The following is a 16935-nucleotide window of genomic DNA, read 5'->3' as shown; positions in this document are numbered from 1 at the left end:
AAGGTATAGGATAGTAATATTGAGTTAAGAGGTATAAAAATGGGAAAGATTATAGCAATGGCAAACCAAAAGGGCGGCGTTGGCAAAACAACCTCGGCTGTCAATGTGGCGGCGTGGATTGGCTTGTTTGGCAAAAAAGTGCTTTTGGTTGACATTGACCCGCAAGGCAATACCACCAGTGGGCTTGGTGTAAATAAGCGCGAGGTAAAAAAATCGACTTATGAACTGCTCATCGGCGATGCTAAGGTGCAAGATGTTGTTGTCAAGTCTGCTTTTCAAAATGTAGACGTGCTGCCATCGAATATTGACCTTGCAGCCGCAGAAATTGAGCTGGTCGATTTGGAAAACCGTGCCAACCGTTTAAAAAATGCATTAATAAGTATAAAACCGAACTATGATTTTATATTTATAGACTGCCCACCCTCTTTAGGACTGATTACGCTGAATGCATTAACCGCATGCGACACGCTGATTGTACCGATTCAATGCGAATATTATGCGTTGGAAGGTCTTTCGCAGCTTATGTCTACTGTGCGCAGCGTGAAACGCCTCTATAACCCGCAAATTGAAATAGAAGGTGTACTTCTTACCATGTACGATGCACGGCTCAATCTAACTATACAAGTAGTGGAGGAAGTAAAAAAATATTTTCCCCAAAAGGTGTACAAAAGCGTGATTCCGCGTAACGTAAGGCTTTCGGAAGCACCGAGTTTTGGACAACCTGTGGTGTATTTTGACCGTACCTCCAAAGGCTCTCAGGCATACGAAGAGCTTGCAAAAGAAATAATAAACAAAAATAAATAAAAGGAGGCAGCTGCCTTGGCAGGAAGAAAAGGCGGTTTGGGCAAAGGGCTTGACGCTTTATTTGTAGATAATAACACCACCAGTACCAATGTGCTGACGCTGCGCATCTCCGAAATTGAACCAAACAAGGGGCAGCCTCGCAGAGATTTTGATGAGGCTGCACTGGCAGATTTAGCCGATTCTATCCGCGAACACGGTGTAATTCAGCCACTTTTGGTGCGCCCAATGCCTGCGGGCACGTATCAGCTGATTGCAGGCGAGCGGCGCTGGCGAGCGGCACGTATGGCGGGGCTCTCTGAGGTACCGGTTGTAATACGCGAACTGGACGATATGGAGACAATGGAGATAGCCCTTATTGAGAACTTGCAGCGTGAAGATTTAAACGCGATTGAAGAATCGTTAGGGTATAAAGCGTTGGCAGACCAATACAATATGACGCAGGAGCAGATCGCAAAAAGTGTAGGAAAATCACGCCCAGTGATTGCAAATGCGCTGCGTTTGCTGAATTTGCCGCAAAAAGTGATTGAAATGGTGCGCCGTGATGAATTATCGGTAGGGCACGCACGTGCAATGCTTGCGTTAGAGAGCAAAAAAGAAATTGTAGAGATGGCAGAACGCATTGTAAAACAGCATCTTACCGTTCGAGATGTAGAAAGACTTGTAAATGCGCAAAAATTGAGCAAACAAGCCTCCGAACAAAAAGCAAAACCTTTGATTCGTGACACATTTTACGAGGAACTGGAACTTGCTGCAACCCAGGAGATTGGAAGAAAAGTTAAAATTAAACAAAAAAAAGATAAAGGGAAACTCGAAATAGAGTTTTTCAGCAAGCAGGATCTTTCAGATATTATGGAAAAGCTTACAGGTGAAAAGCTAAGCTGGTAGCCAACAAAAAAAGATGAATAAAATAAAAAGCAAATTCTTTTCATTTCTATATTAAAAAGAAACAAACTTAAAAGGAAGTGCACGCAAATGTTAGACATTAAAAGAATTAGAACCAACCCCGATGAGGTAAAAGCAGGGGTAAAACGCCGCGGAAAAGATTTAGACAGCGTTGTAGACGAAATTTTAGAGATTGACGAAAAACGCCGTGAAATCAGCACCAGGGCTGACAATATGAAATCAGAACAAAACAAAGCATCAAAACAGATACCGATGTTTAAAAAAGAGGGGAAAGACACGACTGCGCTGATGGCAGAAATGAAAATTTTATCACAAAAAATCAGTGATTGTGATGCCGAAATTTCTGTTTTAGAAGAAAAACAGCGTGAACTTTTGCTATCTATTCCTAATATCCCGCATGAATCGGTGCCAACAGGTACAGACGACAGCGAAAACAAAGATATGCGCCATTGGGGCACACCGCGCGAGTTCCCATACGAGCCCAAAGCGCATTGGGATATCGGCTCTAATTTGGATATTCTCGATCCGGAGCGTGCTGCCAAGGTTACCGGCAAGCGCTTTCACTTCTACAAAGGGTTGGGTGCTCGTTTAGAGAGAGCAGTTATCAACTTTTATCTCGACAACCACACAAAAAACGGTTATGTAGAGGTTTTGCCGCCGTTTATGGCAAACACCGCATCTATGACAGGTACTGGGCAACTGCCTAAGTTTGCAGAAGATATGTTTAAACTGGAAGGCTTGGACTACTACCTGATTCCCACAGCAGAGGTACCTGTTACCAACCTGTACCGTGACGAAATTCTGGACGGAGCAAAACTACCCATCAAACATTGTGCATATTCCGCATGCTTCCGTGCAGAGGCGGGTTCTGCGGGCAGAGATACACGCGGGCTGATTCGTCAACACCAGTTTAATAAGGTGGAGCTTGTTAAATTCAGCCGCCCGGAAGATAGTTATAAAGAGTTGGAAAGCCTGACCAATGATGCAGAAACCAAACTGCAAATGCTGGGGCTGCCTTACAGAGTGGTTACTTTATGCACCGGTGACTTGGGCTTTTCCAGTGCAAAAACCTACGACATTGAGGTATGGATGCCTTCTTATGGCAGATACCTTGAAATCTCCAGCTGCTCGAACTTTGAAGATTACCAAGCGCGCCGTGCAAACATCAAATTTAAAGACAGCCCAAAAGACAAGGCACAGCTTGTGCATACTTTAAACGGCTCGGGGCTTGCTATTGGCAGAACCGTAGCAGCAATTCTCGAAAATTATCAGAATGAGGACGGCAGCGTTACCGTTCCCGAGGCGCTCAGACCCTATATGGGCGTAGATATGATTAAATAATATACTTTAAGTATAATAAATGGACGGTGAAAAAGCAGATGCAACCCTATGAGTTCCAAAAAACAATCAAGATTCCCTATCCTGAATGCGATATTCGCAACCAGATTAAGCTGAGCAACATCATGCGGCATATACAGGAGTTAAGCGGAGAGCATCTGGAAGAGCTTGGCCTAAATCATAAAAAATTGTGGGATGAGGGCTTTGTATATTTGCTTACAAAAGTAGGTTTGCAGGTAAAACGCCGGCCAAATGCATTGGAAACACTCAAAGTTGTTACAAAACCGCGTGCTCCAAAGGGTGTGCAGAGCATGCGTGATGTGTATTTTTACGATGCGGCAGGCGATGAAATCATCTATGCGCAAACTGCATGGGTGCTTACCGACCCAATCCAGCACAAAATACGCAGGCCGAGTGAGCTGCCGTATACCATACCGCTGGAACCGTTTCAATCGGACTATCAATTGGTCAAAGCTAGAATCAAACGCCCGCAAGATGCCCACCCGGTTGGCACGCGCACGGTGCGGTACAGCGACATCGACTGCAACATGCACATGAACAACGCGGTTTATTCCGATATTGTATGCGATTATCTGCCGCTGGAGCTGCACAAAAACAACAATCTTACACAGTATCTCATCAGTTTTGTGGGTGAAGTGAGGCTAGATGATGAACTTGCTATTTACCGAGCAAACGTGGATAAAAACACTTATTATATCGGCGCAGACCGCCCTGCAGGAGACAGCTGTTTTGAGTGCTTGATAAAATTTGCTTAAGGAGAATGGATTATGTTAGACATAACAGCGCTATTTAAACTCAGCTATGGTATCTATTTAATTACAGCACATGACGGTGAAAAACACGCGGGCTGCCTGGTAAATACGGTGTTTCAAATCACTGCAGAGCCGGTGCGCGTAGCGGTCAGCGTATCCAAACAGAACCAAACCTACGATTTTATTAAAGCAGGCGGAACCATTGCGGTTAATGTGGTGGACGAGCAGGCTGCCAGCCCGCTTTTGGGTAAGTTTGGCTACCGCACAGGCAGAGAGATTGATAAATTTGCCGATACCAAATGCCATCAAGATGTGCATGGCGATATGTACATCGATGAAGGGGTAGTTTCGCAGTTCAGCTGCAAAGTGGTAAAAGAAGTGGATATGGATACACACGTCATTTTTATTTGTGATGTTGTGGATTCCAACAACGTCTGTGATGGGAAGCCGATGACATATGCCTACTACCGTGAGGTGAAAAAGCTGCAATCCAGCAAGTACGCTCCTACCTATGTAAACCCTGCCAAACACTAAAATTGCATCAACAGGGCAGAATAATTCTGTCCTGTTTTTTTATATTCATTTAAAACGTCAACATATCATACTTTTCCACAATACCAACAAAACTATGTGGAAAAGTTCGCAAATTCTCTCGCGGAATTTGCTTGCTTAGCAGGGTAATAAGTGATAGAATAGATAAAATATCGTCTATCAATCTGTTACGGAAAAAATAATAATTTAGGAGGAAGAGCCGATGCTGAATACAAACTATGGAGAAAAATTTGTCAAAGAGGGGTTAACCTTTGATGATGTTTTGTTGATTCCGGCAAAATCAGACGTTTTGCCCAAAGACATCAATGTTTCAACTAGGTTGGCGAGAGATATCTACCTTAATTCTCCGCTGATGACAGCAGCGATGGATACCGTCACCGAATCGTTGATGGCAATTGCGATTGCGCGTGAGGGCGGCATTGGTATCATCCATAAAAACATGTCCATTGAAAAACAGGCAGATGAAGTGGACAAGGTAAAACGCTCGGAGAACGGCGTTATTGTCAACCCGTTTTATTTATCACCGGAGCATTTTGTTTTTGATGCGGATGAACTGATGAGCAAATACCGCATCAGTGGTGTGCCTATTGTGGATGAAGGCAATAAACTGGTGGGTATTTTGACCAACCGCGACCTGCGCTTTTTGAGTGACTACAATCTCAAAATAAAAGAAGTGATGACTAAAGAAAATCTCATCACTGCACCGGTAGGTACCGATTTGAAAGGTGCGCAGGAGATTTTACGCAAACATAAAATTGAAAAACTTCCCATTGTGGACGGTGAGGGGAGACTCAAAGGCCTTATCACTATTAAAGATATTGAAAAGGCAGTGCGTTACCCCAACTCGGCGCGTGATAAAAACGGCAGGCTGCTGTGCGGTGCCGCCATTGGTGTTACCAGTGATGTACTCGACCGTGCAAAGGCGCTGATTGATGCACAGGTAGACGTGCTGGTGCTTGATTCGGCACATGGGCACAGCCATGGTATTTTGGATTGCGTCCACAAAGTGAAAGAGGCATTCCCCGAGGTGGCACTCATTGCGGGCAACATTGCAACTGCCGAGGCTGCGGAAGACCTCATTAAAGCAGGTGCCGACGCAATCAAAGTGGGTATCGGCCCCGGCTCTATTTGTACCACCCGTGTTGTAGCAGGTATTGGCGTGCCCCAAATTACAGCCATATATGATGCTGCCTGTGTCGCACAGAAATATAATATCCCCGTTATTGCAGACGGCGGTATCAAATATTCGGGCGATATTGTAAAGGCTTTGGCTGCAGGAGCTTCTGTGGTTATGCTCGGCTCGTTGCTGGCAGGTTGTGAGGAAGCACCGGGCGAAAGCGAAATTTACCAGGGAAGACAGTTTAAAGTTTACCGCGGAATGGGCAGTTTGGGTGCGATGGCATGCGGCAGCAAAGACCGTTACTTCCAAGAAGATAACAAAAAACTGGTGCCCGAGGGCGTAGAAGGCCGTGTGCCGTATAAAGGCTCTGTTGCCGATTCTGTATTCCAGCTGCTTGGCGGAATCAAATCCGGTATGGGTTACTGTGGTTGCCCCACAATTGGAGATATGCACACCAAAGCACAGTTTGTACGCATTACCGGAGCAGGCTTGAAAGAAAGCCACCCGCATGATATCTATATCACCAAAGAGGCACCAAATTACTCAATCAACCCATAGTTGAGTATAAATTATACCGTATAATACAAATAGTATAAAATGATGAAGTTCCCCGTCGATAATATGAAAAAAGCGGCGGGGAACCATAATTTTGTTGAAAAAAGCGTAAAAAAGCATTGACAATGTCGGAAGCATATAGTATAATTAATTTCGCCTGATAAAACAAAAGGTGGAATATATGGCGGCATAGCTCAGTTGGCTAGAGCATTCGGTTCATACCCGAAGTGTCGTAGGTTCAAATCCTATTGCCGCTACCATATCGGTAAATACTCCTACAGGAGTTTTATATAATAGTGCGGCCCGTTGGTCAAGCGGTTAAGACACCGCCCTTTCACGGCGGTATCACGGGTTCGATTCCCGTACGGGTCACCAAAAAGACAATCGTTATAAAAGCGGTTGTCTTTTTTTGTGCTTTAAAATATGGATGCTTGCTTGAATTGTACACAATTTTATAAAAAGAAAAGCAGGGCAAGGTTTTAAAACCTTACTCTGCTGTTATGTACTGCAATGCTTTACTATTAAGGTGTTGTTATGCGGTGCGGTCGTCGATTTTTTTTACTTTGATGTCGATACCGTCAACCCAGTCATACAAAACGTTTACTTGTGTTTTAATATCCTTGACGTCGCCCTTTATCACATCAATATCACTTTGCATAGAATCAAACCGACTGTTCATGCTCTTGAATTGTTTATCTGCACCATCAAGACGACTATCTATACTATCGAACCGATTATCCATGCCATCAAGACGACTATCTATACTATCGAACCGATTATCCATGCCATCGAGACGACTATCTATACTGTCGAACCGCCTATCCATTTTATCAAGGCGTTCTCCGATTGGATGAAGCATGGTTTGCATGGCTTGCAGAATTTCTTTATCCGTCATAACGTTACACCGCCCTTTGTAAAATTATTATAGCACAGACTATTTGTCGGAAGCAAGCAAAAAAGCAATCAGAATCAAATCAATGAAAGACCAAGAGGACGGTTCATGAACCGCCCTCTTTTTCTTGTTCACCCTCTGTACCAATGTAGATTTCTTCGGTTACCTGTTGTACAAGCTGCAATTGTTCACTTACTTTGCGGAACAAAACGAAGTACATTTTTTCATAGTTTGGCATAGCAAACCCTCCTAGGTAATAATTACCTATTGCAAATAGGCAATTATTGCATAATATAACTATGAGGTGATGCCGTGATGCGATTGGCAGAATTAAGAAAAGAAAAAGGGTATACACAAGTAAAAATGCAGATGTTGACAGGGATAGACCAAAGCAACATCAGTAAAATGGAGTTGGGGATTATAGAGCCCAACATATCAATGCTAAAAGAGTTTGCTAAAATATTTGATACAAGCATTGATTATTTGACAGAGTTTACGGACGAAAGAAAGCCGTATCCGCGCAAATAAAAAGCCTCGCAGTTTTCAACCGCGAGGCTTTTTATTGTTGAAAACTTATTCGATTTTACCGATTGTAAAATATTTTGCAGGGAGTACACTATCTGTAAAGCTGCCTGCCAGCAGCTCGGGCTCAAACGGCAAATCCAGCTTGCAGTTATCGTTGCCGCGGTTTACAGCAATAAATAAACCCTCGCCGTCTTTTATACGGGTAAACGAATAGATATTGTTATCGCTAACAATGGGTACAAAAGGTGCATCGGCAAGCAGTGTGCGGTATTGGTGGCGCAAAGAACTCAGGTTTTTGGTGAACTCCAGCAGTTCGCGGTCACCGCTCTCCCACGGGTAGGTGCAGCGGTTAAACGGGTCGCGGTAGCCTGTCATCCCCACTTCATCACCATAATACAGGCAAGGTACACCGGGCAAAAAGAATTGCAGTACCTGTGCAAGTAAAAAGAGCTGCCTGCCAAGCCGGTAGTCGTCTTCACTGAGAAAATGATGATCCATCTGCCAAGAACGGTCTTGCCCATTCAGCGGTTCGCCCGCCAGTTTGGTAATGGCACGCTCCACATCGTGGGTGCTCAGCGAGTTCATCAGTACATCTACCACGGGCTTTGGGTAATTCTCTAAAACCGACAGCACAGTGCTGTTCAGTTCGCTGCCTCTGCCGTAGCGTATAAACGATAAAATCTTATCCATAAAAGGATAGTTCATCACACTGTCCAGCTGTGCACCGCCGAAGTAGCGTTTGCGTACACCGTAAGCAATCTTATTCGAGGCATCTTCCCACACTTCGCCGATTACAATCGCTTGCGGGTTGTAAGATTTCACCGAAGAAGTGACGGCATCGAGAAATTGATCGGGCAGCTCGTCGGCTACATCCAAACGGAAGCCTGCCACGCCCAGCGACAGCCAGTATTGCAACACACCGCCCTCGCCGCAGATAAACTCGATGTAATCATCGTTTGTTTCGTCTACATTGGGCAAAGTATCAAAGCCCCACCACGAGCTGTATTTGTCGGGCCACTCTGTAAAATCGTACCAATGGTAGTAGCGGCTTTCTTTAGAGTTATAAGCACCTTGCACAGGGTAGCGGTTTTTGTGGTTAAAGTACACGCTGTCATCGCCTGTGTGAGAGAACACACCATCCAAAATAACGCTGATACCAAGTTCTTTACCTTTGGCGCACAGCTCGGGCAGGTCGTTTTCATCGCCGAGCAGGCAATCGATTTTACGGTAATCGGCGGTGTTGTAACGGTGGCTGGAATGCGCCTCAAAAATAGGATTCAGGTAGATGCAAGTAACATTTAAACTGTGCAGATAATCCAATTTGCTGATAATGCCCTGCAAATCACCGCAAAAGTAATCGCTGTTGGTGATGATACCTTGCTCGTTGGGCAGGTAATCGGGCATTTCATACCAATTTGTATGCACCTTACGGTCGGCAGGTACGTTTTGTTTGGGTTTACCGCTGTAACAAAAGCGGTCGGGGAAGATTTGATACAGAATGCCGCCCTTTAAAAAATCGGGTGTATCAAATTCTGCGCTATACACCGTCAGCTGCCACAGCAGGGAAGGGGTATCTGAAAAGGCACCGGTATTGTCGGCGGTTCGCGAAAGCTTTTTGATAGAGCCGTTTTGCTCGGCCTCAAAACAGTAAAAATAAAGTTGGGGTGCTGGGAGCGAGAGCTTGCAAGAGAATACGTTGCAGGTAAGCTCGGCTTTTACAAAGCTCATCTCAATTACCTGCGGTGCGTCCCAAACATCCGCCTGAAAAAGCAGCATACGCGGGTGCGTAAATTCGCCGTTTTTTGGCAGGTGGATGCGAAACTCCGCCTGTTCCCCGGTTTTTAACGCACCAAACGGTTTTTTAAATTGCGTGCTGCGGCTGTCGAAATAAACAAAAGACATAACAATAAAATCCCCTAACTCGTTTTACAAAACATGATGAAAGCACATGGCTGCCTTTATCTTAATTTCCAAATATTCTGCGCATATTCCCCAATGGCGCGGTCGGCACAGAAAAAGCCCGATTCGGCAATATTGCGCAGCGACATTGCCTGCCACTTGTATTTGTCGGCATAGGTGCGTACCACAAGCTGATGAGCCGCGTCATAAGAGTCGTAATCCCGAAGTACCATGTATGGGTCGCTGTTTACAAGCGAATGGAAGATATCGTGGAATGTGTTGCCGCCAATGCCTTTATTCAGTTGGTCAAGGGCTCGTTTCAGTACGGCGTTATCGCGGTAAATGGCGTGCGGGTCGTAGCAAATCTTTTGTTCTTTTACTTCGTCGGCGCGCATGCCGAAAATAAACATATTCTCTTCGCCCGCGTGCTGTGCAATTTCAATGTTTGCACCGTCGTAGGTGCCAAGGGTAAGTGCGCCGTTCAGCATCAGCTTCATGTTACCGGTACCCGATGCTTCGGTGCCTGCAAGCGAAATCTGTTCCGATACCTCCGATGCGGGCATGAGCAGTTCGCTGAGTGTCACACGGTAATCTTCAAGATAGACAATGCGCAGTTTTTCGCGGATAACAGGGTCTTTTTCAATTTCATCGCGCAAAGTACAGATCAGCTTGATAATCTGCTTTGCAAGAAAATACCCGGGCGCCGCTTTTGCACCAAAGATATAGGTATGCGGGGTTACCTCGGCATGGGGGTTTTCTTGCAGCCACTGGTAGGTGGCAAGGATGTGCAGTGCGTTGAGATGCTGACGTTTATATTCGTGCAGGCGTTTCACCTGTGCGTCAAAGATAGAGTTTGGGTCAATCACAACCCCCGTCGTCCGCTCAATGTAAGCGGCAAAGTTCTGTTTGTTTTGCAGCTTTACCTTGGCAAGTACATCTAGCACGCTTTTATCATCGGCAAATTGATTGAACTTTTTCAGCTCGCTCATATCGTGCATAAAGCCGCTGCCAATGGTTTCTCTCAACAATTGGGTAAGCCCCTCATTGCTTTGATACAGCCAGCGGCGGGACGCAATGCCGTTGGTGACGTTGGTAAATTTTTGCGGCATAATATTGTAAAAGCTGTTGAATACATCTTTTTTGATAATATCGCTGTGCAGTGCCGAAACTCCGTTGACACTGTGGCTTGCCATGACACAAAGGTTTGCCATATGAATGGTACGGTTTGCAATAATCGCCATACGCTCCACGGTAGGGTGGTCGAGATGATAGGTGTTATACAAATCGTAGGTAAAGCGGTTGTTCATCTCTTTGATGATCTGATAAATGCGGGGCAGCATCGAGGCGAACAAATCCTCGTTCCATTTTTCAAGTGCCTCGCTCATAACGGTGTGGTTGGTATAGGCAAACACCTGTGTTACGGTGTTCCAGGCAACGTCCCAGCTGTAACCGCAGTCATCCAGTAAAATGCGCATCAATTCAGGGATGGCAAGCGTGGGGTGGGTGTCATTGATGTGGATGGCAACTTTTTCAGCCAGATTATCGAGCGTGCCGTAGGTTGCCATATGGCGGTTGATAATATCGCCCACCGATGCAGCAACCATAAAATACTGCTGACGCAGACGCAGGCTTTTGCCCTCGTTGTGGTTGTCGTTGGGGTACAGCACCTTGCTGATAACCTCTGCCATCGAATTTGCTCCCAACGCCGAAATGTAATCGCCGCGGTTGAAACTGTCCATATCCAACCCCGATGCGGTAGCCTTCCATAAACGCAGGCGCGACACCCCTTTGCTGTCGTACCCGCTTACATACATATCGTATGGTACAGCTTTGACGGTGGTGTAGTTTTTGTAATTGACGTGATGGTAGTTGTTATCCCAAAATTCTTCTACTTCGCCGCCAAAATGTACGTCAACGGCTTTTTCGGGGCGGGGCGAGAGCCAAACCTCTCCGCCCGGCAGCCAGTAGTCGGGCAGCTCGGTTTGCCAGCCGTCTACAATCTTTTGTTTAAAAATGCCGTACTCGTAGCAGATGGAGTAACCGGTTGCGGGGTAATCGAGTGTTGCAAGCGCATCTAAAAAACAGGCGCCCAAACGGCCTAAACCGCCGTTACCCAACCCTGCATCCGGTTCGTAATCGTACAATTTATCAAGCTTTACGCCAAAATCGTTCAGTGCATCGCGCACATTGTTTACGATCTCAAGGTTGTAAAGGCTGTTTTTCAGGCTTCTGCCCATTAAAAACTCCATGCAAAGGTAATACACCTGTTTTTTACCGTTGGAATTGGTATCAACCGCAAAGCGTTTGTGCTTTTCTTGTAAATAATCTACAACCACCATGGAAAGTGCCTTGTAATAAAGGGCGTCAGATGCGGTTTCGGTATCCACACCGAGTGCGTTTACCAGTTTGTTTTCGATACTGGTTTTGAGTTCGTGTTTTGTAAGATGCTTCATGTGATCAACCGCCATTTCTCCGCGCTGTAAGGATGTCTATCAGATAAAAACAGGCTCTCCTTTTTGCGCGGTGCAAGAAGAACCTGTAAAATAACATTACAAGGGGTAACATTTAGGGTTGCTTGCATATTAAATTATATACAGATTTGGCAAAAAAGACAATATAATTTGGGTTTGGGTTTATGGACAAAACGCCTTATCAAAAGCAAAAAACGGCACATTTCGAGTTTTTATATAATTTTTGTACAAGAACAGTATGGAATCAAACAAAAATCGAATGCAAATTATACATCAGGCTGTGCAAACAAATTCAAATTTATAGAGATACATACTTTCTAATTAATGAAAAATGGATTATAATGAAATAGATTATAAAGAGCAGTACAATGCGGTGTATACCGCCAAAAATACAGGAGGTTAAACGATATGGATACCATCAACAGAGTAAGAATTGAGATATACGGGGCGAAGTTTATCATCACCAGCAAAAAAGATGAAAAGTATATCAAAGAGCTGGGCAATACCATTGATGCCAGTGTGAAGGAACTGATGGACAGTGCGCAGAACCTCACTTTTAACGAGGCCCTTGCGCTGACTGCACTGAACTTTTTAGATGCATACAAAGAGGCGGAGCAAAATTCCGACCATCTGCGCGGACAAATCAATTCTTATCTTGAGGACGCGGGCAGGGCACGCATTGAAGCAGATGAAGCAAAACGTGAGATTGCGCGCTTAAAGCGCGAACTAGAAATGGTAAAACGAGGGCAAAACGAATAGATGAATAAAATTGAAATTTTAGCGCCGGTTGGCGCGCAAGAACAGTTGACAGCTGCTGTAATCTGCGGTGCAGATGCGGTTTACCTTGGCGGAGCTGCATTGAATGCAAGGCGAAATGCTGCAAATTTTGCCGGCGATGCCTTGCGTGAAGCGGTAGAGTATTGCCATATTCACGGGGTAAAGGTGCACCTTACACTCAACATTGTAGTGCTTGAAAAAGAGGTTGAAGAAGCGCTTGCACTGGTAAAAACCGCATGTGATTTGGGCATAGATGCTGTGATTGTGCAGGATTTGGGTTTGGCAAGCCTGATTCGCAAAATGGCACCCAACCTTTGCATGCATGCATCCACACAGCTTGCGGTACACAACCTTGCAGGCGCAAAGCAGCTGGAAGAACTGGGCTTTTCGCGCGTTGTGCTTGCCCGCGAAATGAGCAAACAAGAAATAGCTGAGGTAGTGCAGGGCACTACCCTTGAAACCGAAGTTTTTGTGCACGGCGCACTTTGCATGTGTGTGTCGGGGCAATGCTATATGAGTTCCATTATTGGCGAACGCAGCGGCAACCGCGGGCTTTGCGCCCAACCGTGCCGGCTGCCTTTTTACGTGCAGAAAAAGGGCGCGTACAACCTGTCGCTAAAAGACATGTCGTTGGTGCAGCAATTAAACGAGCTGAGCGATTTGGGGGTAACCTCAATAAAAATAGAGGGCAGGATGAAGCGCCCCGAATATGTTGCCGCAGCGGTGACTGCCTGCAAAAACGCATTAAAAGGCGATTTTGTGGATATGGATACTTTACAAGCAGTATTTTCTCGCTCTGGTTTTACTCAGGGTTATTACAATGCACGCCTTGGCAACGACATGTTTGGTGTTCGCGGCAAAGAAGATGTGGTTTCGGCAGACAGTGTTCTCAAAGACCTTGCACAGCTTTACCGCAAAGAGGTGCCGCGTGTGGCGCTTGCGGGTAGCTTTGTGCTGCAAAAGGACAAGCCTGCGGTTCTTACACTCACCGACGAAGATGGTAATTCCGTCACCGCCGAGGGGGAGTGCCCGCAGCTTGCGGTAAATAAACCCACCACGCCCGAAATGATTTTGCAGAGCATGGCAAAGCTGGGCGGCACCCCATATAAAATTGAAAAGCTTACTATCTGTTATGGCGCCGAAACGGGGGATACCCAAATTGCAGCGCAGGGGGAAAGTACCGAATTGCCTGCGGGTGCTGCCCGTTTGATGATGCCTGTATCGCGATTGAATGTTTTGCGCCGCGAAGCGATTGAGAAAATAACAGAGCTGCGTGCAGCGGCAAAATCAATCCCTTACTACCCCCTAAATCAAGACAATTTGAGTATAAATAAAGATAAATATAACATTAAGTATAAAATTAGAGGCAGATTTGCCAATTTGCAGCAGATTCCATTGGCTGCAATCAACCAACTGGAAGCTATTATTCTGCCGGTAAAAGAGGCGGCAAAGGTAACCGACCAAGCGGTTTTAGAAAAACTGGTGGCGGAACTGCCTCGCATCGATTTTGAAAATTACCGCGATATTCAGCCTGCGCTGGATACACTCAAGCAAAAAGGGGTTACCCGTATCTTGGCGGGCAATATGGGCGGGGTGTATGCCGCAAAGCAGCAGGGGTTTAACGTAATGGGCGATTTTGCGCTCAATATTACCAACAGCTATGCACTTGGGGCGTACGCCGCGCTTGGCTGCAAGGACATTACTGTATCGTATGAACTGAACTTAAACGATATAAAACGACTTGCCGATTCTGTACCTTATGGTATGATAGCATATGGGCATTTACCGCTGATGATTACCCGCAATTGCCCCGTTAAACTTGAAAAAGATTGTGCAAGCTGTAATGGTATGACAAAAATGTACGACCGATTGGGCAACGGCTTTTTGGTTGGATGCGGCGGAACCAAAAAGATGACCGAAGTGTTTAACCATGTGCCGCTTTATTTAGCGGACAGGCTGCCCGAACTGGCGGGGGTTTCTTTTCTTACGTTGTACTTTACCGCCGAAACACAACAGGAGTGCGCGCGATTGATTTATGAGTACCAACACGGCGGAAAACGGGAAAACATCACGCGTGGGCTATACTATAGGAATATCCAATAGCAAAATATACGGAGGGTAATTGAATGGGTATTATGATTATTGGTATTGCGGGTGGCACCGGCAGTGGAAAAACTACGCTTACCGAGCGGCTGAAAGAGCGATTTGGCGATGATGTGAGTATTATTTACCACGATAATTATTATAAGCAGCACGATGGAATGACTTATGACGAGCGCAGCAAGCTGAATTACGACCACCCCGATGCGTTTGACACCGAACTGATGATTGAACACGTAAATCGGCTGCGGCGCGGCGAAAGTGTGCGCTGTCCGGTTTACGATTATTCCATCCATAACCGCACCGATAAAACGGTGGAAATACACCCCACCAAAGTGATTATTGTTGAGGGTATTCTCATTTTCCAAAACCAAGAGTTGCGCGATTTGATGGATATTAAAATTTTTGTGGATACCGATGCGGATGTACGTATTTTGCGGCGCATTATGCGCGATGTGTTGGAACGCAAACGCAGCTTGGAATCGGTGGTAAACCAGTACCTCGATACCGTAAAACCGATGCACGAGCAGTTTGTGGAACCAAGCAAGCGTGCCGCGGATATTATTGTGCTGGAGGGCGGGCGAAACATTGTTGCATTGGATATGATTATGCAGCGCGTCCACAGTCACATTGCGGGTTTGCCTGCACAAACAAGTCAGGTATAAGCCCCTTTTCAGAAAAACAGAACGGAGAAAATTATGACGCTTAAAATAAAAAAACTGCGCGAAGGCGCACAAATCCCCCAAAATGCAACCGGAGGCAGTGCAGGCTACGATTTACATGCATGCATCGATGCACCCGTTACCATTGCAGCGGGGCAAACGTGTAAAATCGGTACGGGGCTTGCAATCGCACTGCCCAACGCCGAATGTGCCGCATTTGTGTATGCGCGCAGCGGGCTTGGTATCAAGCACGGCATTGTACCCGCAAACTGCGTGGGTGTTATCGATGCCGATTATCGCGGCGAAATTATTGTAGGGCTTACTAATTATTCATCACAGGCGTTTACTGTAAACCCAAACGACCGCATTGCCCAAATGGTAATCGCGCCGGTACTGCACCCGAAATTGGAAGAATGTACAGCGCTTGACGATACCGAGCGCGGCGAAGGCGGGTTTGGCAGCACAGGCATAGGCGATTAGACAGCAGGTATTTTACAGGGGGAAGACAAAATGAAGTGGAAAAAGAATTTGATGCTCATTTTTATGCTGCTTGCAGGTGTCATTGTAGGTGCACTGCTTGCAAAGGTTACGGCAGATATGCCGATTCTCAGCTGGCTTTCTTACGGCAACAGTATCGGCATTGATGTAGCCAACCCCATGATTCTTGATTTGTCGGTGCTCAAACTCGCATTTGGCTTTGAGTTTGGCATTAATATCGCGCAAATTATTTGTGTGATTCTTTCTATCTTTATGTATAAAGGCTTGGTAAATCGGCTTTGACTTTAAATAACACAAAAACAAAACTATCGTGCATACATAAAAGCTTTTTAAAAGGAGGAAAACAGCATGGACGTTATTTTGGCTTCGGGTTCGCCGCGGCGCAGAGAGCTGCTGGCACATATCTATAAAGATTTTCAGGTGATTCCTGCTGATATTGAAGAGGTAATTCCTCAGGGAACAGCACCTTGCGATGTAGGCGAGCTGCTTGCAAAACAAAAAACACTGCATGTGCAAAAAAACCGCCCCAACGACCTGATTATCGGTGCCGATACCGTTGTAGCGGTGGATGGTGAAATACTCGGCAAACCCCAAAACGCGGATGATGCGAAACGCATGCTGGCCTTACTTTCGGGCAGAGAACATCAGGTTTATACCGGTGTGTCGCTGCGTTTTAAACAAACAGCGGTATCGTTTACACAATGCACCAAAGTATGGTTTTATCCTCTTACTGCGCAAGAAATAGATAATTACATTGAAACCGAAGAACCGTTTGACAAAGCGGGGGCATACGGCATTCAGGGCGAGGGCAGTATACTTGTAGAAAAAATAGAGGGCGATTTTTTTAATGTAATGGGTCTCCCGGTTGCGCGGCTGAAGCGAGAACTTGCTAAAATCAATGGCGAAAGCAAAGTTTAGTATTTGTTTACAATTAAAAATGCCGTTAAATATTGTGGAAATCTCGTTTTAGGGGTATAATATTATGGACAATGAAAAAGTCTGAGTAAAAATCATTACTTATAAATAGTTGTTTGAACGAATCAGCTGCGGCACCTCGCCGCGAAAG

Annotated in this window: 17 protein-coding genes and 2 tRNA genes; 15 read left to right on the top strand and 4 right to left on the bottom strand. The window is 45.6% G+C overall.

All coding sequences use genetic code 11. The annotated features are described in order from the left end of the window. Positions 1-39: 39 nt before the first annotated feature. The 8 genes from EDD70_RS10290 to EDD70_RS10255 all read left to right on the top strand — a co-directional run bounded on the left by EDD70_RS10290 (position 40) and on the right by EDD70_RS10255 (position 6420). Entirely contained in the window at positions 40-804 is a 765-nt protein-coding gene (locus EDD70_RS10290) for a ParA family protein (RefSeq protein WP_092754847.1), read from the top strand. A gap of 15 nt (positions 805-819) precedes the next feature. Continuing rightward, positions 820-1689, top strand: coding sequence for a ParB/RepB/Spo0J family partition protein (locus EDD70_RS10285; protein WP_092754844.1), 870 nt, complete (start codon positions 820-822; stop codon positions 1687-1689). Positions 1690-1776: 87 nt separating this feature from the next. Further along, entirely contained in the window at positions 1777-3048 is a 1272-nt protein-coding gene (serS, locus tag EDD70_RS10280) for a serine--tRNA ligase (protein WP_092754841.1), read from the top strand. A gap of 38 nt (positions 3049-3086) precedes the next feature. After that, positions 3087-3821: an acyl-[acyl-carrier-protein] thioesterase gene (locus tag EDD70_RS10275; protein ID WP_092754838.1), complete on the top strand. Its 735-nt coding sequence runs from the start codon at positions 3087-3089 to the stop codon at positions 3819-3821. Positions 3822-3833: 12 nt separating this feature from the next. Continuing rightward, a complete protein-coding gene (locus tag EDD70_RS10270; protein WP_092754835.1) occupies positions 3834-4352 on the top strand; it encodes a flavin reductase family protein in 519 nt (172 codons plus the stop codon). A 220-nt stretch (positions 4353-4572) separates the two neighbouring features. Further along, positions 4573-6048, top strand: a complete 1476-nt coding sequence (gene guaB, locus EDD70_RS10265; RefSeq protein WP_092754832.1) for an IMP dehydrogenase — start codon at positions 4573-4575, stop codon at positions 6046-6048. Positions 6049-6228: 180 nt separating this feature from the next. Further along, a tRNA-Met gene (locus EDD70_RS10260) sits at positions 6229-6305 on the top strand. A 40-nt stretch (positions 6306-6345) separates the two neighbouring features. Beyond that, positions 6346-6420 (top strand) — tRNA-Glu (locus EDD70_RS10255). 157 nt (positions 6421-6577) lie between these two features. Here EDD70_RS10255 and EDD70_RS10250 read toward each other — a convergent pair. Both EDD70_RS10250 and EDD70_RS15225 read right to left on the bottom strand, forming a co-directional pair. Further along, entirely contained in the window at positions 6578-6940 is a 363-nt protein-coding gene (locus EDD70_RS10250; protein WP_092754829.1) for a hypothetical protein, read from the bottom strand. Between the two features lie 103 nt (positions 6941-7043). Beyond that, a complete protein-coding gene (locus tag EDD70_RS15225; protein WP_278320600.1) occupies positions 7044-7175 on the bottom strand; it encodes a hypothetical protein in 132 nt (43 codons plus the stop codon). A 77-nt stretch (positions 7176-7252) separates the two neighbouring features. Between EDD70_RS15225 and EDD70_RS10245 the strand changes: the two genes are divergently transcribed. Further along, positions 7253-7465 (top strand): helix-turn-helix domain-containing protein, encoded by a 213-nt coding sequence (locus tag EDD70_RS10245; RefSeq protein WP_242943165.1) that lies wholly within the window; start codon positions 7253-7255, stop codon positions 7463-7465. Between the two features lie 45 nt (positions 7466-7510). Here the strand turns inward: EDD70_RS10245 and EDD70_RS10240 are convergent, their stop codons facing one another. Next, positions 7511-9364 carry a glycoside hydrolase family 13 protein gene (locus tag EDD70_RS10240; RefSeq protein WP_092754823.1) on the bottom strand — a complete coding sequence of 618 codons (1854 nt, stop codon included), beginning with the start codon at positions 9362-9364 and terminating at the stop codon, positions 7511-7513. Between the two features lie 56 nt (positions 9365-9420). Continuing rightward, on the bottom strand, positions 9421-11814 hold the full coding sequence (locus tag EDD70_RS10235) for a glycogen/starch/alpha-glucan phosphorylase (RefSeq protein ID WP_242943146.1): 2394 nt from the start codon (positions 11812-11814) through the stop codon (positions 9421-9423). Between the two features lie 426 nt (positions 11815-12240). On the opposite strand from EDD70_RS10235, the gene EDD70_RS10230 reads away from it, so the two are divergent. From EDD70_RS10230 to EDD70_RS10205, 6 genes are all read left to right on the top strand, one after another. Then, positions 12241-12591 carry a cell division protein ZapA gene (locus EDD70_RS10230; protein WP_092754814.1) on the top strand — a complete coding sequence of 117 codons (351 nt, stop codon included), beginning with the start codon at positions 12241-12243 and terminating at the stop codon, positions 12589-12591. Then, a complete protein-coding gene (locus tag EDD70_RS10225) occupies positions 12592-14712 on the top strand; it encodes a U32 family peptidase (RefSeq protein WP_092754811.1) in 2121 nt (706 codons plus the stop codon). It abuts the gene before it with no gap. Positions 14713-14735: 23 nt separating this feature from the next. Next, positions 14736-15374, top strand: a complete 639-nt coding sequence (gene udk, locus EDD70_RS10220; protein WP_092754808.1) for a uridine kinase — start codon at positions 14736-14738, stop codon at positions 15372-15374. A 33-nt stretch (positions 15375-15407) separates the two neighbouring features. Beyond that, positions 15408-15851, top strand: coding sequence for a dUTP diphosphatase (gene dut / locus EDD70_RS10215; protein WP_092754805.1), 444 nt, complete (start codon positions 15408-15410; stop codon positions 15849-15851). A 30-nt stretch (positions 15852-15881) separates the two neighbouring features. Continuing rightward, a complete protein-coding gene (locus EDD70_RS10210) occupies positions 15882-16151 on the top strand; it encodes a DUF4321 domain-containing protein (RefSeq protein WP_092754802.1) in 270 nt (89 codons plus the stop codon). A gap of 66 nt (positions 16152-16217) precedes the next feature. Further along, positions 16218-16787, top strand: coding sequence for a Maf family protein (locus EDD70_RS10205; RefSeq protein WP_092754799.1), 570 nt, complete (start codon positions 16218-16220; stop codon positions 16785-16787). Positions 16788-16935: the final 148 nt, after the last annotated feature.

The organism is Hydrogenoanaerobacterium saccharovorans (assembly GCF_003814745.1).
GTDB classification, from domain to species: Bacteria; Bacillota; Clostridia; order Oscillospirales; family Ruminococcaceae; genus Hydrogenoanaerobacterium; species Hydrogenoanaerobacterium saccharovorans.
This window is presented reverse-complemented; position numbering and strand designations above follow the sequence as displayed.